Raw genomic sequence first — 21775 nt, 5'->3', positions numbered from 1 at the left:
ATGCTTGAGTCCCTGTTGCAGGGGCTTTGGAAGCAAGGCCAGCGGAATGGCCGATAACAACAACTCAGGAAGAGTGAATGAACCTCGCCAAAACGGCGATCGAACGCCCCATCTGGGTGGCGGTCTCGATCGTGCTGATTTTCCTGCTGGGCCTGCTCAGCATCCGGGGACTGCCGATCCAGCTGTTCCCCGACATCGACCGTCCACACCTCAACATCTCGGTGAGCTGGCGTTCAGCCTCGCCGCAAGAGATGGAGTCGGAGATCACCGACCCCATCGAGCAGGAGATGCAGGGGGTGCAAGGGCTCAAGAGCCTTGTCAGCAAAAGCTATCCCGGCTTTACCGAAATCGACATGGAGTTTGCCCTCGGCACCGACATGCAACGGGCCCAACTCGATGTGATTTCGCGATTGAACCGGGTCTCGGGATTGCCGGACAAGATCGGCGGCCCCTACGTCAACAACTACAGCAGCAACGATACCCTCACCTTCTTCTTCATCCAGCAGTTGCCCGGTGCCAAAGGGGTGATCGATGATCATCAGGCGCTGATCGAGGCGCGGGTCAAACCCGAGCTGGAGCGCATCGAAGGGGTCTCGACAGTCGCAGTCGAGGGGATCAACGAGCGCCAGATCCAGATCCGCTTCGACCCCTACCGCGCCGCAGAGCTTGGGGTGGAGATCCCGGTGCTGGCCAGCCGGGCCACCACCGGCTGGGACGTGTCGGCCGGTACCCTCGACATCGGTCGCTGGGAGTACAAGCTGCGCTTCGCCGGTCGTTACGATGTCGAGTCGCTGGGGGACAAGGTGGTGGACTGGCGCGATGGCCTGCCCATCTATCTGCGGGATGTAGCAGAAGTAAGGGTGGCCCGGGAAGAGAACCCGGTGCTGCGGATCCAGAACGGCAATACCGCCATCGCCACCCAGATCTTCAAGGAGAGCGGTGCCAATGCCCTGGCCTCCCTTGAGGCGATCAAGGCCCGGGTGAACGAGCTTAACCGCGAGGTGCTGGAACCGGTCGGGCTGCACATGGAGCAGTCGTTCGATGCCTCCCTCTACATCAATCGCGCCATCAGCATGGTCACTGCCAACCTGGGGCTCGGGGTGCTGCTCTCCTGTGCCATCCTCTGGCTCTTCCTGCGCCGGCTCAAGGCGACCCTGATGATTGCCCTCGCCATCCCCATCAGCATCATGCTCACCTTCTGTCTGCTCAAGGTGATGGATCGCACCCTCAATATCATCTCGCTGGCGGGCATCGCCTTTGCCGTCGGCATGGTGCTCGACGCCGCCATCGTGGTGCTGGAGAGCATCTACCGGCGCCACGAGCGGGGGGATTTGAGCAAGGCAGAGGCGGCGCTCGAAGGTACCCGTCAGGTGTGGACGGCGCTGGTCGCCTCCACCCTCACCACGGTCGCCATCTTCCTGCCGGTGCTGCTGCTCAACGATGTGGAGGGTCAGCTGTTTGCCGATCTGGCGCTCACCATCGCCTGCGCCGTGACGGTCTCCATGCTGGTCGCCGTCATCGTGCTGCCTGCGGTGGCGGCGCGCTGGATGGGACATGAAACACTGACCGATCCCTATGAGTCGCTGTGGCAGCGCACCACTCGTCATGTGATCCGCTGGACCTCGACCTCACGCCAGCGCTGGACGGTCATCACCCTGATGATGAGCCTGCCGGCCCTGGCCACCTGGGCGCTGCTGCCGAAGATGGACTATCTGCCGGACGTGAAACGGGACGCGGTGGATGTCTGGATGAACTTCACCCCCGGGGTCAACCTCAAGGCCCAGCGCGAAGAGGTGATCGATACCCTGATAGCCCGCCTCGCCCCCTACATGAAGGGGGAGAAAGAGCCTGCCCTCAAGAACTACTACATCTTGCGCTACCCGGGGGGCGCCCAGATTGGCGTGCGACCCAAGGACGAGACCCGCATCAAGGAGCTGGAGAGCCTGTTGATGAAACAGCTGCTGGTGGGTATTCCCGACACCCGGGTGTTCGGCGGTCAGGGGTCGCTGTTTGGCGGCTTTGACAGCGAGAACGGCGTCTCCCTGCTGCTGCAGGGAGGCAACCTGCCCGAGCTCTATCAGGCGGCCCGTGCCAGCATGGGGATCCTCAGCAAGGACCTACCGGGAGCACAGATCCGACCCGAGCCGAGTCTCGACTTCACCGCCCCCGAGCTCAAACTGGTGCCGCAAGATCGGCGTCTCGCCGAAGTGGGCTGGGATCGCACGCCCCTGCCCGCCATCATCCAGACCTTTGGCGACGGCTTGCGGGTTGGCGAGTATTTCGACGGCGAAGATCGGCTCGACATCATGCTGATGGGGCAGAGCTCCGCCAATCCGGACGAACTGAAGGCAGTGCCGCTGGCCACCCCCTCCGGACGCATCGTCCCCCTTGGCGAGCTGCTGAGGGTAGAGCACGACATGGGCCCGGCCAGTATCTTCCGGGCTGATGGGCGTCGCAGCATCAGCCTGCAGATAGCGCCCCCGGCGGGCATGACCATGGAGCAGGTGATCGACACCCTGAAAAACCGCAGTTTTGCCGCCATTCGCCCCCTGCTGCCCGCCGGTGGCGAACTGCGCATTGCCGGCAATGCCGACAGCCTGCAGCAGGCGCTCGACAATCTGGGGACTATCTTCCTGTTCGCCGTGGTGATCCTGCTGGTGCTGCTGTGGGGGGTGTTTGCTTCCCTCAAGGATGCCCTGCTGGTGCTGCTCACCCTGCCCCTTGCCTCGGTTGGCGGCGTGCTGGCGCTGCAACTGAGCGGGCTGCTGGTGCCGCTGCCGATGGATCTGCTCACCATCATCGGCTTTGTCATCCTGCTGGGACTGGTGGTCAACAACGCCATCCTGCTGGTGCATCAGACCCGCACCGCCGAGCGGGACGGCATGAGCCGTCAGCTGGCGGTGGCCGATGCCCTGCAAAGCCGGATGCGCCCCATCGCCATGACCAGCCTCACCAGCATCTTCGGCATGCTGCCGCTGATGCTGAGCCCGAGCGAGGGGAGCGAAATTTACCGCGGGCTCGCCACCGTCATTGTCGGCGGCATGAGCTGCAGCACCCTGTTTACCCTGATCCTGTTGCCTGCCTTCCTGCGTCTCGGGGAGCAGGTGGCGATCCCACAACCCCTGCGCCAGCGGGCCTGAGCAAGGAGCTCATCGATGACACATATGATTACCCGAATGTTGGCTGGCGCTGTGCTGATTGCAGGCAGCACGCTACCGGTATTGGCCGATCAGGGCAAGATGGTGACCCTGGCGGATGTGACCCAAGGGGATGCGGCCGCCAATATCTGGGTCAGCGGCACGGTGGCGAGCCGTCAGCAGGCGGCGCTCAGCGCCGAAGTGAGCGGCCGGGTGGAGTGGATCGCCGAATTTGGCAGCCGGGTCAAAAAAGGGGACGAGCTGCTGCGCCTCGACAGCGCAGCACTGCCCCTCTCGCTGGAGCAGGCCCGCGCCGAGCAGGCGAAATGGCAGAGCAACCTGCGCTTCGCTCGCGCCGAATCCCAGCGGATCACCCGACTGCACCAGCAAAAGAGCGCCTCCCAAAGCCAATACGACAAGGCTAGTTACGATGTGGAGCAGGCCGCGCTGGCCGAGCGACTGGCCGCCATACAGGTGAACCAGATTGAGGAACAGCTGCGCCGCAGCCACATCTATGCCCCGTTCGACGGAGTGGTGAACAACCACTTCATCCAGCCCGGCGAGCATGTGGACGCGGGCGAGCAGGCGCTGGAGCTGGTCAACCCGGATCAGCCGGATATCCGCCTGCAAGCCCCCATTCTATGGGCCCAGCAGCTGGCGCCGCAAACCCGGCTGCGGGTGGAGGGGGAGCAGCTGAGCGGTCATGGCGTCTATTACCAGCGAGCCGCCAGCGCCGATCCCAAGTCGCGCCTCATCGAGCTGCGCCTCAAACCGGAAGCGGGCACCTTCATCATCGGCTCGCCGGTGCGGGTTGCCCTGCCACTGGGGGAGCAACAGAGCATGCTGCTGCCCCGGGATGCCCTGGTGCTCGGCACCGATGGCAGCGTGGTCTATCAGGTGGCGCGAAGCGGCAAGGCGCTCAAGGTGAATCGGGTGCCGGTCACCGTGCTGTTTGGCGACAGCCAGCAGGTGGCGGTGAGCGGCGCCCTCAAGCAGGGGGACCGGGTGGTGGTACGCGGTGCCGGCAGCCTGCAGGATGGCGACACCATAGCGCTGTTCAAGGGCTAACCACGCCCGACGTAGGCTGGCCAATCTTTACCCGCTTGGCCCGGGACATACAGCCAAACGGGCCACAGTTTGCTATCTTGGCGGCCATCACTCGCGTTTAGAGCAATCAACACCCATGAGCATTATTTTGGGCATCGATCCGGGATCGCGGATCACCGGATACGGGGTTATCCGGGTCGTGGGCGGCAAGGCCGAATACTTGGGCTCTGGCTGCATCCGCACCGATTGCGGCGAGCTGCCGGAGCGCCTCAAGCAGGTCTATGACGGGGTATGCGAGATCATCACCCAGTTCAAACCCACCGAGTTTGCCATCGAGCGGGTCTTTATGGCCCGCAACGCCGACTCGGCCCTGAAACTGGGGCAGGCCCGGGGCAGCGCCATCGTCGCAGCAGTCAATGCCTACCTGCCGGTGAGCGAATACTCCGCCACCCAGATCAAGCAGGCGGTAGTCGGCACCGGCGGTGCCGCCAAGGAGCAGGTGCAGCACATGGTGACCCATCTGCTGAAACTCTCCGCCACCCCGCAGGCGGATGCAGCAGATGCCCTCGGCGTCGCGCTCTGCCACCTGCACACCCGCCAGAGCCTGATCAAGATGGCCGGTCGCGCCAGCAGCTCGGTACGTGGCCGCTATCGCTGAGCCCTTATGTCCCCCCACGGCTCGTCTCTGTGTCAGCAAATAAAAAACCGCCCCGGCTATCCGGGGCGGTTTTGTTTGGCCGTTTTGTTTGAGCGCTTAGCGAGCCGAAATGGTGATGCTGGCGAGATCGATCAGATTGACCGCCCCCTTTTGACCGCCTGCATCGTTGTAGGTGTCGTTCGCCTTCAGGTAACTCATGTTGTAAAAATCGCTCACTCGAATGTCATACTCTCCGGCGGGCAGATCCACCACGAACGGCGTCGAGTCACGCAACGGTTTGAGGTCGCCCTCTTTCATCACATGGGGCATCTGCACCATGCCGCTGGCGACAACCTTGCCACCACTAAGCATCGAGATCCGTTTCACCCCGTTGGTCACCCCCAGATTGATGGCATGCTGGGCATTGCTGTATTGCAGGCGAATAGCGTGCTTGCCATCCAGCTTGACCCCCTGCACCAGCAAGCTGTCGTCGGGGCGGCCCCAATCCTTGAGGTAAGGGACGGGAATGGCCCCATCGGCGGCGCTCACACTGCCGGTATGGGAGACGTTGGCCCCATCGATGGCGATATGTTGCAGCGCAGGCTGATAGCAAACCGGCTTGGCATGATGGGAGCGGTTGCCGGACTCCGGATAGACCGCCTCGGCACTGTAGCAATAGGCCTGGCCCGGCTGTAACACCATGTCGTCGACCCAGTTGGTCGCACGATCCAGCCCGGAGGCCACCTGCTTGCCATCCCGATAAATGTTGTAGCTGAGCGCCCCCTTGTTGACACTATCCTGCAGGGCAACAACCAGCTTGCCACTCTGCTCGCTAACCCCGAGCAGGGTCGGCTCGGTCGGTGCAAACACCTGCCGGTTCTCGACATCCAGCGGCGCCACATCCTTGATCAGGCGGATCCCCTGATCATCAGCCACGGCGGCACCGAGCGTCACCTCAATCCGGTTGCTAGGGGCCAGCATATTTTCACTTATCTGCTCACCCACCGGGGCGCCATTGAGGGTAATGCTGCGTACCGGATAGTAACTACCCTCCCCGCCCAGCTCCGGCAGTTGCAGCACTATGTCAATCTGCTTGCCACGATAGTTCAATCCCTTGAGTGCAGCCTCGGGCTTGGCCCCCATTAGCTTGTGCAAGTGAGCGGTGACAAACGGCTTGATCCGGATCCCCCCCTCTTCCACCTTGTAGCCGAAGGTGGTGTCGGTCACCATGCCAAGGTAGCCCCCGACAGACCAGAGCTGGCGCTGGGAGTTGATCACCGGCCCGGTCAAATCGGGATGGGCCAGATCCATCAGGGAGGGCTGGCCGGAGAGCCACTCGAGGTTCTCCATGTTGGAGAGGTTCAGCGCGGCACCGCGCATCAGGGAGTCGATATGGTGATCGACCACGGCAACGTTCTGCACCATGGCCGCCGCCTTCAGCCCGTAGGCGGAGACAAAGGGCCAGATGGCGCGGTTATGGTAAACCGGCATATCGGGTTGCTGCGGGAAGTAGACCGGTGCGCCATAAGGGCCCATGGGATAGCGACTGATGATCTCTTTGGCCTGCGCCTCATCGGCAACACCGGCCAGAATGGCGAGGGATTCCCCCAATAGATCGAACTTGTAGGCCGGGCTCTGATCGGTAGTGGTGTTGATCAGGCTGGCATACATCTTCTCGTCCGCCAGCCAGAAAGCGCGATTAATCGCCAGCTTCAGATCCCCCGCCCACTGGTTATAGCGGATCGCCAGCTCATCGTGCCCCAGCTCGCCCGCCACCCGCGCGGCCAGCAGCAACCCCTGATAGTGGGTCACGTTGGTGGAGAGAGATTTGCTCATGCCGATGTGGGCGATATCGGCGGTGATCCACTTGGCATAGGTCTGGTCGCGCCAATCGAGGAAGGATTGCTCGCCGACATAGAGACCATCTGCGCTATCGAAGGCGGCCAGACGATCACTCTCTATGGTGTTGCTCAGTCCTTCAAAGACATCGGGCAAGAACGCGCGGCGCTCGGCATCAGGCAGGGCAGCCAGCACCCGCTCGGCCCCCAGGGCCCAGCTCATGCGGTCGGTACTGATGGGCCAGCTGCCCCCGGTACCGGTATCCTGGATGATCTGGCGTCCTTGCGGGATCAAATTGTCCAGATCGCTTTTCAGCTCGGCTCTGAAATCCGAGAGCTTGAATCGCAGGGAGTTACGCGCACGCTGAGGATCAAGCGCCCCCAGCCCCAGATCGGTGGCGTAGGAGAGATCCCGCGTCCAGACGTAATGCCACTTGGCGCCGGTTTCAAAACAGTCGCACGGGATCGCCTGACCCCCGTTGTAACTGCCATCCTTGACCTGCGCCACGCTGTTCTGGCGCATCTCGTGGGTAGCCAGCGCAAACAGGGCATCAAAGACCATGTTGCCGGAGCGCAGGCGGGGCAGATCCGCTTGCTCCTGATAGGTAGTAAAGCTATCACCCGGATCACGCAACTCCTGAGTGGTCGACTGCGCATAGCTACGATACTCGTCACTGGCCCGCTTGACCGAGAAGGTGGCCGTTTCCGTCACTCCGGGCTTATAGGTCTCATACTCACGCTTCTCGATCAGCTCATGCCCTTCATGGGGATTGATCATGCCCAAATCACTATCGCCTGCAACGCTGACCTGCAACAGAGGAGCATTCTCATCCTGGCTGGCATCCAGCAGGAACTTGTAATACCCCTCCTGCTCTACCCGCACGGTTGCCAGCTGGCACTGAGCATCGCAGCGCTGCATCTTGACCGGGTTGTTCAATGCAATGACGCCATTGAGCCCAAAGCCGATCCCCTCCTGCGCGGAGGCAATCTTTATCTTGTGCTCACCCGTCGTCAGCTTGGCCACCATCACATACTGCTTGTCCCCCTGATAGATCATCTGCAGCACGGGCGCCAGATTGCCATCAATCCCTTTCAGGTAGAGACTCTCGCTGTAATTGGGATCATCACGCACCATGGAGAACTCGATGGCCGGAGCAGCCAGATCGTCATTGGTCACCTTGACCTGAATGTCGAGCAGCCCCTTTTCCGTCACCACCAGACGGTTGTTCTGCCCGTTGTTCTGGTAGTACATGGGGTAGACCTGACCGGGGAAGATGCTGGTCTCCTTGCGGGAGTCCGCAGAAAAATCGGGATATTTGGTCCACTCGGGGCCGGCCACTTTGAAGGGGGACATTCCAGAGTTCATCTTAAGGTTGTCCAAACGATAGACGCCCTCCTTGAAGGTCAGTTTGAACTTCTCCTCACGACCCCAGCCACTGAATTCACCGACCAGATAGAGATCAAAATTCCAGGGCGCTTTCACCTCGGGTTTGACCCCGTTATCGTTACCGCTGGATGCGCTGTCGTTACAACCGGACAAAAGAACCCCGCCGCAGCATAACGCCACGGATAAAGCCAATGGACGAATTTTCATATATTCCCTTCGTTACTTTTTTGTTTTGTTATTGATACAGCATTGAGTAAAACTGTTTTTGTCAGTTTACGTGGTCAGCATTCGCCAGAAAAATAGACCATGTCACCATCGACATAGATAACATCTATAACCAGATGAAATTACGTGATCCCCAGCACCAAACCGGCTATCAGGCGGTAAAAATGAATTGAAAACAACGTGAAGGGAGCCACATAAAATAGCCTGTCAGCGAAGAGGATTATTTGACAGCCCATGGTGATTACACTAGCTTGGCGCACCACCCGCCCATGACCGGACGCCATATTCGTGGACAAGCATCTAAGACAATTTATTGCAGTAGCCACCCACAAAAATGTCAGTCTGGCCGCCAGGCAAATGGGACTCAGCCAGCCGACGCTGACACACAACATGAAAAAACTTGAGGAGAGTCTGGGCACGACCTTGCTGGTCAGACATGCCAGCGGCGTGACGCTCACCGCCGCCGGAGAGCTGCTGCTGGAGCAGGCGCGCGTAATGCAGCGGATCTACGATGATACCCTCAGGCAACTGGCCAGCCTGCACGAGCGAGCCGCGCGGCCACTAAACGTGGGCACCGGACATGCGTGGTGGCAACCGGTATTGCAACCTGTCACCGCCCGTTATCAGCAAGCCAATCCATCCTGCGCCATCAATATTGAAGTCGGCAACCATCTGCGCCTGCTCGATCTGCTGCTCGGCAATCATATCGATCTGTTTCTCGGACATGAGATTCACGGGCTGGCCAAAAATTACAGCCTGATATTTATTCCGCTTTTTATTTCTCACGATGGGGTATTTGTCAGAGCGGGTCATCCCCTCACAGGGAAAATATGCAGCAAGCAGGATCTGGTTTATTATCCCAGCCTGCTGGTGACCCCGGATGAGGATAAATATCTTCATCTGGTCGAGGACTTGGCGCGCAAAAAACAGGAGCGCGCCGCCATGAAACTGAATGATAAAATCATTTATAGCAGCAACTCCTTGCTCACTAGCATTGATATTATCAATAGCAGCAATGCTGTCATGCCATATCCGGTGAGCATGGCCAGTTATTTTTCCAGATTCGGCATCGGCACGCTGCAAATGAGCGAAGAGTACAACAAGGGGACGATCGGAATTTATATTCCCCGCGAGAAGATTGATGATCCTCACATTCAGATGTTGTGTCAGGACATTCAGGCTCAGGTCGCTTGCAATAGCCCCTTAATTGCCACCTTCTGAACCAGCGGCAACCGGGCCCTTCATCAAGGTCACGGGCTGGATGAATCAACAGCTCATCCAGCCAGATGTACCAATCCTTACACCAGCTCCCCCAGCGCGCCGATCAGGGCGTCGAGCCCCTGGTCAACCTTCGAGCGTGGGCAGCCGACGTTGAGGCGGATATAACCTGTACCTTCCGGGCCGTAGGTGTCGCCGCGCATGATGGCGACCCGGTATTTCTCCACCAGCAAAGTTTGCAGCGCATCCATCCGTTCGGGGGAGTCGATGCCAAGGCCGCGCAGGTCAATCCAGGCGAGATAGGTTCCCTCGGGCACCCGATAGTCGATGGCGGGGAAAGCCGCGTTGAGCCGCGCCGCCACATGAGCGAGATTGCCGTGCAGGTAGGATTTGAGCGCATCGAGCCAGCCAGCACCGTCCCGATAGGCGCTGATATGGGCCAGCACCCCGAGAATGGGCGGCGATGAGAGGCCGTGGGCCGCCTTGAGCCGCTGCAGATAGGCGGCCCGCGCCGCTGCGTTGGCGATAAAGGAGTAGGCGCCGCCAAGGGCGGGAATATTGAAGGATTTGGAGCCCGAGCTAACCAGCGCCCAGTGATCGTCCGGCGCCACCTCGCTCCACGGCAGGTAGCGGGCAAAGCTCACATCCATATGGATGTCGTCCGAGATGACCTTGACCCCATGGCGCTGGCAGATGGCGGCCATCCGGCCCAGTTCATCCCGCGTCCAGACCCGGCCGGTGGGGTTGTGGGGGCTGCAGAGCAGCAAAATCCGGCAATCGGGACGAGCGGCTTGCTGCTCGAAACATTGCCAGTCGATCTGGTAACTCCCCTCTGATTTTTTGAGCGGGCAAGGCAGCAGCACCCGATCGTTGGCAGTCAGCATATTGCCGAAGGCGTCGTAGGCGGGGGTGTGCACCAGCACTCCTTCGCCCGGCGCCGACCAGAGGCTCACCAGCTGGGCAATCACATAGATGACCGAGGGGCCGTAAACCAGCGTCTCGGGGTCGAGGCTCGCCCCGTAGCGGTGGGCAAACCAGTCGCTCACCGCCCCCTTGAAGTCATCGTGATTCCAGCGGCTGTAGCCAAATACTCCGTGCTCAAGGCGGGTTGCCAGGGTCTGGCGAATGCAGGGGGCGGTCTCGAGATCCATGTCGGAGATGGTAAAGGGGAGCAGATCGGCATGGCCAAAACGGTCGGCCACATAGTCCCACTGGGTGCAGTAGGTGCCGTGGCGGTCGACCACGCGGTCGAAGTCATAAATATCGTGCATGAAGTTTCTCCCTCCATAAACAGGAGACATATTGGGAGAGGCAAACAAGGGGGGCTTGCGCCCCCCGTTCGGTTCTTATTAGCCGCTTCAGGCCCCCATCAGGCTCTGCAGCTGGTTTTTCACCAGATGCACCTGCGGGCCGATCACCACCTGCAGGTTGTGCTCGTCGAGCTTGATCACCCCGATGGCGCCGTTTGCCTTCAATACCTTGTCATCGACCCGGCTCATGTCCTGCACCGACATCCGCAGGCGGGTGATGCAGTTATCGAGCGCCAGAATGTTATCGGCGCCGCCCAGGGCGTTGAGGATGATTTCACCGTTGTAACCGCTGTTGCCGGCCTTCTTGCCTGCGGGCTGGGCAGCTTCGCTGGTTTCAATCTCGCGGCCAGGGGTCTTCAGGTTAAAGCGGACGATGGCGAAGCGGAACACGCTGTAGTAGATGGCAAACCAGATGGCAGCCGCGACCGGCACCAGATACCACTTGGTGGCGGTGCCTTGAAGCACGCCGAACACCAGAAAATCGATGAGGTTACCATCGGTGTTACCGATGGTGACGCCGAGCAGCCCCATGGTCATAAAGCCCAGACCGGTCAGGATGGCGTGAATGACGTAGAGCACCGGCGCCACGAACAGGAACAGGAACTCCAGCGGCTCGGTGATGCCGCCGATGACGCAGGCCACCACGCCAGAGACCAGCAGCGCCTTGATCTTGCCACGATTTTCCGGGCGAGCGCAGTGATACATGGCGAGCGCCGCACCCGGCAGGCCGCCGAGGAAGGCTGGCATCTTGCCCTGAGAGAGGAAGGAGGTGGCAGAGACCGAGAAGCCGGAAGTGTCGGCGCAAGAGAGCTCGGCGTAGAAGATATTGAGGGCGCCGCTCACCTCGTGACCGCATACCAGCTGGGTGCCGCCCGCTTCGGTAAAGCGGATCAGCGCCACCAGAATGTGGTGCAGACCGAGCGGCAGCAGCAGACGCTCACCGGTACCGAACAGGAAGGGGCCGAAGGGACCGGCGTGGGAGATGAGCGCTCCGATACCGTTGATGCCGTCAGCAAACCAGGGCCAGACGAACGGCACGACCAAACCGACTACACCCAGCACCAGCGCGGTGATGATAGGCACGAAGCGGGCACCGCCGAAGAAGGCGAGCGCATCGGGCATCTTGTAGGTGTAGAAACGGGCGTGGAGCTTCGCGACGATCACCCCGACGATGATGGCCCCCAGAATCCCGGTGTCGATGGAGCTGATGCCGAGGATGGATTTCACCCCGTAGGCCTTCTCCGCCGCCGCGTCACCGATGACGTTGGCCACGGTGAGGTAGAAGTTGATGGAGAGGTTGAGCGCCGCATAGCCGACGAAACCGGCAAAGGCCGCGACCCCCTTCTCTTCTCGCGCCAGTCCGAGCGGAATGGCCACCGCAAACATCACCGGCAGATAGATAAAGGCCACCAGCCCCACCTTGGTCATCCAAAGGAACAGCAGTTGCAGCACGGTATTGTCGAGGAAGGGCATGCTCTGCTTGACCGCATCGCTGGTGAGCGAGCTACCGACACCGAGCAAAATACCCGAGAAGGCCAGCAGGGCGACCGGCAACATAAAGGTCTTGCCGAGGCTCTGCAGGAACTCCCAGATGGTGGATTTGGCTTGAGGCTTGGCCATGAAACGGCTCCTTGTGAATAGACAGCAATATCTGCGGCTGCCCTCCCCCGCTCGAGGCAATCTCGAAGCAATCTCGAAGCAAAAGGCGCGGGTCAGCATCAGGTTTTGCTGGATGATAAAACGTTTTATCAACTTACAAGTGCCGACAGGATCACAGAATAAGGGGGCTGGCTGGCAGCAGGATCCAAATTTGTGAGCCGGATCGGCCAGATGGTGATGTAACGTTTCACTTGAGCATCTGAGCAGGTATGCTGGGGCCTCGCTTTCAACTGTCCGTCGTCCGTTCGCCCTATGTCGCCCAAATCCCTCTCTGCCAAAGCCACCAAGATCACCGATGTCGCCCAGCGGGCGGGAGTGTCGGTCACCACCGTCTCCATGGTGCTCAACGGCAAGGGGCGCATCTCGCCGGCCACCGCCGAGCGGGTGCAACAGGCGATAAAAGAGCTCGACTACGTGCCCAACAGCGCCGCCGCCAACCTGCGCAGCCAGCAGTCCAATCTGGTGGGGCTGATCCTGCGCGACATCACCGACCCCTTCTATACCGAGGTAACCGCCGGGGTGAGCGAGGTGCTGGAGCAGCAGGGCTATCTGCTGTTTCTGACCCAGTGCGGCCACAGCCCGGAGCGGCTGCAGCAGAGCATTCACTCCCTGTCACGGCAGGGGGTGGCGGGCATCATCTTCAATCCGGTGCGCGGCGCGGCGGCCAAAACCCTGGAGACCCTGCTCGACTCCGAGCTGCCGGTGGTGTGCGCCGCCCGCTCCTACTATCGGGATGACGTGGACTTTATCGGCCCCGACAATACCCACGCAGCCAAGCAGGCTACCACTTACCTTATCGAGCAGGGCCACCGCCATATCGCCTACGTCGGCGGACGGGCCGACTCCCTCACCCGCGCCGAGCGGATCGGCGGCTACTGCGCCAGCCTGCTGCAATATGGCCTGCCCTTCAAACCGGAGTGGGTACTGGAGTGCGAGCGCACCCAGCGCAGCGCCGCCGACACCATCGCCCAGCTGCTGCACCAGCACCCCAAGGTGACCGCCGTGCTCTGCCACTACCCCGAGGTGGCGCTCGGCGCCATCTATGGCGTCGAGGCGAGCGGCCGCACCGTGGGCAAGGATAACTACATCGGCCAGCAGGTGGCCCTGCTCGGTTTTGACGACGTGGCGGAGGCCGAACTCACCTCCCCCGCTCTCACTTTCGTCAGCTCACCGGCCCGCGAAATCGGCCGTCAGGCGGCAAGGCGGCTGCTGACCCGGATGCAGCAACCCGAGCTCGCCCCCAACCGCCATATCATCACCCCCAATCTGCAGAAGCGGGAGTCGGCCTGAGCTGGCTGGGCGCACGAGCTCGCCCCACCCGCCATATCATCACCGCTCACCAGCAAACCGCAGAAACGGGAGTCGGCCTGAGCTGGCTGGGCGCCCGAGCTCGCCCCACCCGCCATATCATCACCACTCACCAGCAAACCGCAGAAGCGGGCATCGACCAGAGGCACACGGCTGCGGCGCGCGGGCAAATAACAAAGAGGGGGGCACAAAAATGTGAACCTGCTCACTGCGTCAGCAAGGAGAGATTGAGAGCCAAGTGGAGAGGAATATGATGGGCGCCAGCCTCTCTTCACGAGCCCATTTATGAGCACCCCGCACGACCAGAATCCGCCAACTGAAATCCATCGCTGTGATAAATGCAGGGAACGTACCCGCCATATCGTGGTGCTGGTCGCCCGCGATCACAGCCAGGACATCATGCCCAAGGATCCGCGCAAAACCTTCTGGCAAGCCTTTCGCTCCAGCAGCCTGACCAATGCGGTATTCGGCCAGACCCTCGCCTATCAGGCCACCCATGTAAAACATCTGATCTGCGAACGCTGCGGGGAGAAGTTTCTGGAGTATTGAGTGGCTGCTGCCCCTGACAAGAGGCAAAGCTCAGCTTGCGGTCGCCGTACCAAGCGGATAGATAGCACCCATTAAGTGAGTAATTTATTGATCTTTGGCAGGTATTTGCCCGACTGCGGTTTTACCCTGCCCCTCTCTCGATTAATATGCCCCACTTGGCAACCACTCTTGCAGAGATAACCCTGTGCAGCCGTTTCGCCATTCACCACATCGCCGGAAAACAGCAGCAGGCTGGAGGCTGTAATCCACGGGCGGTAGCGTGGTGTTTGTAGGTTGGTGCAGAGCGAAGCGAAGCCCAACAAGCGAGATATTGAAAAACATCGCGAACGTCCGATTACGCTGCGCTAATCGAACCTACAGTTCTGGCACAATAGGCTACACCGCTTATATTCGCCAACCAAAATGTGGATGGCTTCAATAACGACAATGTTTACCACCATTTCCAATGGGTTGTTAAAGTCGATGTAAACTGTTGGATAATTAATTATCATAGTGATTAATGGTAGGGATAGAAATATAGCCTTTAAAAAGTTCTTATCACATGCATATTTCAACTTATTAATCTATCCCACAGCATTTAGATATATTGAATTCTTTGTGAAAATTAAACCAGCAAATTTACAACCTCTCTTGTGAAAATACCCTAGGGATACTCACCTAAATTTAAAACGGAGTAATGAGGATGCTTCTAGCAAAAAACTGCTACAAAAAAGACAATTTGAAAACTGGAAAAACAATAAAGCTGGGTACGTTATATGAGTATAGAGATATAGAAAGTGATAAAATCGTCGATGATGGTGAAGGTAAATACTCTTTTGTACTCAATTTTGACGGAACAGTTGAGATTGAGCCTAAATGGTTCAATTTCATCCTACAGGGAGTAATTAGTGTAGGAGGAGATGAGAACCAACCAAGAATCATGGGGCGGATGAGCGCAGCCATAGAGAATCTTCATATTATTGAACGTACAGAAAAATCACTCAAGATACGGGACACTCGAGCAAGAATACATCGAGAAGCTCTTAACGGATTTATTTTTTGCGTATCACGCGTTAGAAAAAAGCGAGATGCTATTGGACTATTTCCAAATTACGATGACTGTTGGTATATGACAGCATCAAAAGCTCATAGCCTTGGAATTGAACTTTCAAAACTACTCCGTGCACGTATTCTATCCGGACGTCACTCAGGTAATCACATCGTCGATCAAAATATATCATTAGAAAATCTGTCAATTTACTGCCGACATGAACCTGTATCTTACTTAAGTCGTGAGGTTCATATATCTGACGCCAGCGACTTTACGATAGAACACTTTATGAAAAAAATTTCAGATATGGCTTTTGTTAAGCCGCCATCTTTCTCCACAGAAAAGGAGTACCGATTTAGCTTCACGATTGTTGCTGGAGAGATGATCCTTATGCCTACAGTGAAAAATGTTATATTGAATGCTGAACACTTGGTAGATTGGACTGTATAACGACCTTGTTGCTCAAGGAATGTTTTTCCAATATCGGAGCATATTCTGATATTCGCGTAATAAACTCTACCTTCCGCTCTGTATTCGTTCCAACCGAATAAGCTGTCAATTCACTACGTTGATTGCACCTCTACTTTCCAGTCTCCAGATATCTGTTCCAGAAAAGAGCACTCATAGATGAAACGAATTCTGATTATTGGCAACTCGGGATCGGGCAAAAGCTGGTTGGCGGCTCGATTGGCTGAGGCGTTAACTATCCGCGAGGTCAATCTGGACCCCATTGTCTGGCAGCCGGGCGGCTTTAACCAAAAACGGTCTCAGCATGAGATTGACCATGCCATCCAAACACTTGCTCAAGAGCCCTCATGGGTGGTCGAAGGGGTATTTGGCGCCTTGGCCGAGCAACTGCTTGATGCCGCCGATACCCTGCTTTTTCTGGATCTCGACTGGTCGGTATGCCGTGATTCACTGCTATCGCGCGGATCACAAAGTGCCAGGCAACGGGATGCAGTGGCAGCCGAAGAGAGCTTTCAACAACTGCTGGTGTGGGCATCGGAATATGGGCAGCGAGCCGGCAAAAGCTCCCGCCAATTCCATCAAGAGCTGTTTGATCGATTCCCAAACGACAAGCACCGTTTCACGACTCGCACAGAGGTAAATAGCTATCTCACGCAACTGACCACTCATAGCTAACGGGGTAGAGGATGACGCAACAGGAGTTGGCGAAAATGGGGGGCGCTTCGGTAAATATCCAGCTGCTGGATGGCAAGCCCTGTATCAGAAAAAGCTGCGCATCGCCTGTCGAGCGCCATTTCTACCAACGCGCCGCACTGCATTTGAGCGGGCTCAACACTCCTTCCCTGCTCAAGGTCGAAGGGGAGACCCTGTTCCTTGAGCAGATCCCTCATCCGGTCACGCTCACGCAGCTGCACCACAACGAACAGACCTTTGCTCAGCTGGCCTGCCTGCATAACGCCAACTATCAGCCCGACTTTGCGGTGAAAACTCACGGCTGGTCGCTCGCCGACACCAACGAGGCGCTCTCTGTACTCTGCCTGCCGGAAGCGGTAAACGAGAAGATCCGCCATATCCAGCAAGTCGGCCACGAACTATTCGAGGAGTCATACCTGATTTCGGGCGATAGCAACGAGGGAAACTGGGGCACCCGCGACAATGGTGAGCTGGTGTTGTTTGACTGGGAGCGATTTGGTTATGGCAGTCCGGCCATCGATCTGGCCCCGCTGGTGCCGCGGATGGGTTCGCTGGCTGAATATGAAACCATCATTGAACGCTATCTGTGCTACAGTTCGCTGCTCTCTGGCGACCGGTTGCTCCGCCATCTCGTCATGGCCAAGTGCTGGCTGATTATTGAAGTCACCAATCTGCTGACCAGAAGGGAGAAGCCGCAGGCACAGCAATATCTGGAGTGGTATCGGCAACAAGTTCCCAACTGGCTGGAGTCGGTGGCGCATATTGTGTAGTCCGTAGGTTCGAATAGCGGAGCGTATTCGGACGTTCGCGTTATAACCTATCTCTTTTCAGCCATCCCTCTCTTGCCACCACACTTTCTTCCCAAACAACGCCCCTCTGCGCTCGCCCAGCCAATGCGATTGGCCTCCGCCATCAGGCGCATAAAAATCCTAATCCGCCCGACGAAACTGCGACTTTTTGTGAGAAAGGTCACATCTTATAACGCCTTAAAACCACATATAAATCCAGACCCCGCTGGTGATTAATTTATTGACATGATGCATTACAAACCTGATTACGAGACCATTCACAATCCATTTATTTGTTTTTAAAGACAAAATTAGCAATAACCTGAAAATGGTGAGTCCTGCCTGAAAACGGGATCTTCATCACATCGCGTTTTGCTGCGCACAAAAATCCAGTGATTAGCACATTTGTCCGATAGGGAGGGGGCGAGCGAGCCACGATAATGAACAGGTCATTTTTATCCAGTACGTCGATACGTACTCACGCATAGCTTCCGTCACCGGAAGCGGGGAGAGCGCCATGATCACCACCTTGATCAATGAACATCTGATCAACCTCGATTTGAAAGCGACGCGTAAGGAAGAGGTCTTCACCGAAATGGCCCGCCTGCTGGCGTCGCAAGGCAAAGTCAGCAACGAGCAGGCCTTTATCAAGGATCTGTGGGCCCGCGAAGAGCTGGGTAACACCGGCTTTGAAGAGGGCGTGGCCCTGCCCCACGCCAAGAGTGCGGCTGTGTGCAATCCGGCGGTCGCCATCGGCATCAGCCGCAACGGCATCGACTACGGCGCCGAAGATGGCAAGCCGTCCCATATTTTCTTTATGATCGCCTCCCCCGATGGCGGCGCCAACCACCATATCGAGGTGCTGGCCGAGCTCTCCGGCAAGCTGATCGAAGAGGGCTTTATCGCCAAGCTGCTGGCGGCGAAAACTCCGGCCGATGCGCTGGCGCTGCTGCTGGCCAAGAAAGAGGAGCAGAGCGCGGCCCCGACCACCAGCAAAGGCTTTATCATCGGCGTCACCGGCTGCCCGGCCGGTATCGCCCACACCTATCTGGCGGCCGAGTCGCTGGAGCGCGCCGCCAAGGAGCTGGGTTATGAGGTGAAGGTGGAGACCAACGGCTCCATCGGCGTCAAGAACAGCCCGACCGCCGACGAGATCGCCCGCGCCACCGCCATCGTGGTCGCCTGTGACAAGCAGGTGGACATGGCCCGCTTCGCTGGCAAGCCGCTGATCAAAACCGGCGTCAAGGCCCCCATCAAGGATGGCAAGGGTCTGATTGAGCAGGCCCTGAAAGCCCCCGCCTATGTGGCTGGCAAAGAAGATAAAAAAGGTGAAGAGAAGAGCGCGGGCGGCAGTTCCGATCTCTATCGCTACCTGATGAACGGCGTCTCTCACATGATCCCGTTCGTGGTGACCGGCGGTCTGTTGATTGCGCTGGCACTGGCCATCGGCGGCAATCCGACCCCGAGCGGCATGCAGATCCCGGAAGGGAGCATGTGGAACCAGATCCTCAACGTGGGCGTGGCCGCCTTCACCCTGATGATCCCCATTCTGGCCGGCTATATCGCCTACGCCATCGGTGACCGTCCGGCGCTGGCACCGGGCTTTATCGGTGGCTGGATCGCCAACAACGGCAGTTTCTACGGCGCTGACGCAGGTACCGGCTTTATCGGTGCCATCATCGCGGGCCTGTTGGTCGGCTATCTGGTGCGCTGGATTGCCACTCGCCAGTACCACAAGATGGTGCAGCCGCTGGTGCCGATCCTGATCGCCCCCATCGTCGGTTCCCTGTTTATCGCTGCGGTATTCATCTTCATCATCGGCGCCCCGATTGCCGACATGATGACTGGCCTCAACGCCATGCTGCTCTCCATGAGCGGTGGCAGTCTGGTGCTGCTGGGTATCGTGCTGGGTGGTATGGCCGGCTTTGATATGGGTGGCCCGGTCAACAAGGTGGCCTTCCTCTTCTCCGTCGGCATGATCGCCTCCGGTCAGACCCAGTTTATGGGTGCCATGGCCTGCGCCATCCCGGCCGCTCCCCTTGGTATGTCGCTGGCTACCGTACTCGGTCGCAAGCTAGGCATCTTCGACGAGTCCGAGATCGAAGCGGGCAAAGCCGCTGGCGCCATGGGTCTGGTGGGTATCTCCGAAGGGGCGATTCCGTTCGCCGCCCGTGACCCGCTGGCCGTGATTCCGGCCAACGTGCTGGGCAGCATGACCGCCGCTGTGATGGCCTTCCTGTTCGGCATCACCAACAGCGTCGCCCACGGTGGCCCCATCGTGGCCCTGCTGGGTGCCGTCAACAAGCCGCTGCTGGCCCTGCTCTGCATGATCTGCGGTGCCATCGTCACCGGCGTGGTCGCGGTTGCCCTGAAAAAGCTGCGGGTCAAAAAGAGTGATGAGGTAACTCTGGCCAAGGCGGCCTGAGTCCCTCTCGCCATCGAGGCTCCTAGACCATAAAAGAGGCCACCCCACGGGGTGGCCTCTTGTTTTTGGGATGGCTGGCGGGCCGTATTTCCCAATATCGCCCCCCGAGAAATAGTGGTCGATAAGCACTCTTACTAGTCTCTCCCTTCACCTCTCTCCTTGCCTTTCCCTTGCTCCCTTCTGGCCTATCCATCCCACCTCCTCAGCTCAGCCCAGCCCAGCCCAGCCCAGCCCAGCACTCACACAGAGCGCCAAACTGGCTGAAATGGCAGCAATCCGGCGTCAGCGGTGTGATGTTTCTCACGCTTTGTCCGCGAAAGCGCAAAAACTAGGAAAATTTCCTAGCCCCACTAGGGATGGCTCTCAAGCCATTTTTTGCCCCTCTTATTAGAGTCACCCCACCTGATGTCGTGACCCGCACCGCGACGGGCAATGCGCCCCGTCATCCCGTGCCGGGCCCGGGTTTATATGGATGGAGCGTCGAGCGCAGCAACGGCTGACAGCCCCGACGTTCCGTTCCCCCTTCCGTGGCGTGACCTCGAACAACCTATCTACAAATGAGGGGCGCGGCGGAAATACCGTCTATCTCGCAGAGGATGAACGAAGATGTTGAAATTGCTCCAACAGGTCCGGGTCCCCACCCTCGACCTGCCGGTCGAAGCCCGGCGCAAGCTCTGGTTCAAGCCGTTTATGCAATCTTATCTGGTTGTATTTATTGGCTATTTGACCATGTATCTGATCCGCAAGAACTTCAACATTGCGCAAAATGACATGATCCAGGAGTACGGTCTCTCCATGACCGAGCTTGGCATGATCGGCCTTGGCTTCTCCATCACCTACGGGGTTGGCAAGACCATCGTCTCCTACTACGCCGATGGCAAGAACACCAAGCAGTTCCTGCCGCTGATGCTGATCCTCTCCGCGCTCTGCATGCTGGGCTTCAGTGCCAGCATGGGCGGCACCGGTTTCAGCCTCTACTTCATGATCTTCTTCTATGCCCTGAGCGGTTTCTTCCAGAGCTGTGGTGGCTCGTGCAGCTACTCCACCATCACCAAGTGGACCCCTCGCAACAAGCGCGGCACCTATCTGGGCATGTGGAACCTCTCCCACAACGTGGGCGGTGCTGGTGCGGCCGGTGTGGCGCTGTTCGGTGCCAACTACCTGTTCGATGGCAACGTGCTCGGCATGTTTATCTTCCCCTCCATCATCGCGCTGATCGTCGGTTTTATCGGCCTGCGCTTTGGTAGCGATTCGCCGGAAGCCTATGGCCTGGGCAAGGTGGAAGAGCTGTTTGACGAAGTGGCGAGCGAAGAGGATATCGCTACCGAGGAGCAGCAGCTGACCAAGTGGCAGATCTTCGTGAAGTACGTGCTGCTCAACAAGGTGATCTGGCTGCTCTGCTTTGCCAACATCTTCCTCTACGTAGTGCGTATCGGTATCGACCAGTGGTCCACCGTCTATGCCCACCAGGAGCTGGGCTTCTCCAAAGACGTGGCTATTCAGGGCTTTACCTTCTTCGAAGTGGGCGCACTGGTCGGCACCCTGATGTGGGGTTACCTCTCCGACCTGGCCAATGGCCGTCGTGGTCTGGTGGCTTGCGTGGCGCTGGCGCTGATCATCGCCACCCTGGGTCTCTACCAGCACGCCACCACCCAGTTTATGTTCCTGGGCTCCCTGTTCACCCTAGGCTTCCTGGTGTTTGGTCCGCAGCTGCTGATCGGCGTCGCCGCCGTGGGCTTCGTCCCCAAGCAGGGCATCAGCGTGGCCGATGGCGTCAAGGGCACCTTTGCTTACCTGATTGGTGACAGCTTCGCCAAACTGGGTCTGGGCATGATCGCCGATGGCACCCCCATCTTCGGTTTGACCGGCTGGACCGGCACCTTCGCGGCGCTGGATATCGCAGCCGCCGCCTGTCTGGTGCTGATGGGTTGTGTCGCGGTCGCCGAGGAGCGCAAGATCCGCCGCATCAAGCGCGAACTGAAAGCCGCCGAGCTGGCCGCCCAGACCGCCTGATAGCCATAACAACAGACGCAGATTGTTCAGGGCCACCCACAGG

14 protein-coding genes are annotated in these 21775 nt (G+C 58.6%); 11 read left to right on the top strand and 3 right to left on the bottom strand.

The genetic code is table 11. The features are described from left to right. The first annotated feature begins 77 nt into the window (after positions 1 to 77). The 3 genes from G5380_RS04300 (at position 78) to ruvC (ending at position 4842) form a co-directional block, all read left to right on the top strand. Positions 78 to 3140: an efflux RND transporter permease subunit gene (locus tag G5380_RS04300; RefSeq protein ID WP_421352420.1), complete on the top strand. Its 3063-nt coding sequence runs from the start codon at positions 78 to 80 to the stop codon at positions 3138 to 3140. A gap of 15 nt (positions 3141 to 3155) precedes the next feature. Further along, a complete protein-coding gene (locus G5380_RS04295) occupies positions 3156 to 4205 on the top strand; it encodes an efflux RND transporter periplasmic adaptor subunit (protein WP_421352419.1) in 1050 nt (349 codons plus the stop codon). A 115-nt stretch (positions 4206 to 4320) separates the two neighbouring features. After that, entirely contained in the window at positions 4321 to 4842 is a 522-nt protein-coding gene (gene ruvC, locus G5380_RS04290; protein WP_005334512.1) for a crossover junction endodeoxyribonuclease RuvC, read from the top strand. Between the two features lie 96 nt (positions 4843 to 4938). On the opposite strand, the gene G5380_RS04285 is transcribed toward ruvC, so the two are convergent. Then, positions 4939 to 8040: a hypothetical protein gene (locus G5380_RS04285; protein ID WP_421352493.1), complete on the bottom strand. Its 3102-nt coding sequence runs from the start codon at positions 8038 to 8040 to the stop codon at positions 4939 to 4941. Positions 8041 to 8559: 519 nt separating this feature from the next. On the opposite strand from G5380_RS04285, the gene G5380_RS04280 reads away from it, so the two are divergent. After that, the gene (locus G5380_RS04280; RefSeq protein WP_421318934.1) at positions 8560 to 9492 is read left to right on the top strand and encodes a LysR family transcriptional regulator; all 933 of its coding nucleotides are present in this window, start codon (positions 8560 to 8562) and stop codon (positions 9490 to 9492) included. Between the two features lie 77 nt (positions 9493 to 9569). Here the strand turns inward: G5380_RS04280 and G5380_RS04275 are convergent, their stop codons facing one another. Beyond that, a complete protein-coding gene (locus tag G5380_RS04275; RefSeq protein ID WP_421352418.1) occupies positions 9570 to 10760 on the bottom strand; it encodes a MalY/PatB family protein in 1191 nt (396 codons plus the stop codon). Positions 10761 to 10847: 87 nt separating this feature from the next. Continuing rightward, a complete protein-coding gene (gene malX / locus G5380_RS04270; RefSeq protein WP_421252420.1) occupies positions 10848 to 12419 on the bottom strand; it encodes a maltose/glucose-specific PTS transporter subunit IIBC in 1572 nt (523 codons plus the stop codon). A gap of 291 nt (positions 12420 to 12710) precedes the next feature. Between malX and G5380_RS04265 the strand changes: the two genes are divergently transcribed. The 7 genes from G5380_RS04265 to uhpT all read left to right on the top strand — a co-directional run bounded on the left by G5380_RS04265 (position 12711) and on the right by uhpT (position 21732). After that, on the top strand, positions 12711 to 13748 hold the full coding sequence (locus G5380_RS04265) for a Mal regulon transcriptional regulator MalI (RefSeq protein WP_005344074.1): 1038 nt from the start codon (positions 12711 to 12713) through the stop codon (positions 13746 to 13748). A gap of 303 nt (positions 13749 to 14051) precedes the next feature. Beyond that, a complete protein-coding gene (locus G5380_RS04260; RefSeq protein ID WP_421252421.1) occupies positions 14052 to 14315 on the top strand; it encodes a hypothetical protein in 264 nt (87 codons plus the stop codon). A 682-nt stretch (positions 14316 to 14997) separates the two neighbouring features. Next, the gene (locus tag G5380_RS04255; protein WP_421352417.1) at positions 14998 to 15795 is read left to right on the top strand and encodes a hypothetical protein; all 798 of its coding nucleotides are present in this window, start codon (positions 14998 to 15000) and stop codon (positions 15793 to 15795) included. Between the two features lie 177 nt (positions 15796 to 15972). Then, positions 15973 to 16488, top strand: a complete 516-nt coding sequence (locus G5380_RS04250; RefSeq protein WP_421252423.1) for an AAA family ATPase — start codon at positions 15973 to 15975, stop codon at positions 16486 to 16488. Between the two features lie 11 nt (positions 16489 to 16499). Further along, positions 16500 to 17276: a phosphotransferase family protein gene (locus G5380_RS04245; protein ID WP_421252424.1), complete on the top strand. Its 777-nt coding sequence runs from the start codon at positions 16500 to 16502 to the stop codon at positions 17274 to 17276. A 535-nt stretch (positions 17277 to 17811) separates the two neighbouring features. Continuing rightward, a complete protein-coding gene (locus tag G5380_RS04240; protein ID WP_421352416.1) occupies positions 17812 to 19719 on the top strand; it encodes a PTS fructose transporter subunit IIABC in 1908 nt (635 codons plus the stop codon). Positions 19720 to 20325: 606 nt separating this feature from the next. Then, on the top strand, positions 20326 to 21732 hold the full coding sequence (gene uhpT / locus G5380_RS04235; RefSeq protein WP_005353611.1) for a hexose-6-phosphate:phosphate antiporter: 1407 nt from the start codon (positions 20326 to 20328) through the stop codon (positions 21730 to 21732). Positions 21733 to 21775: the final 43 nt, after the last annotated feature.

This window comes from Aeromonas sp. 604443, from assembly GCF_049170315.1.
Taxonomy (GTDB): Bacteria; Pseudomonadota; Gammaproteobacteria; order Enterobacterales; family Aeromonadaceae; genus Aeromonas; species Aeromonas veronii_A.
This window is presented reverse-complemented; position numbering and strand designations above follow the sequence as displayed.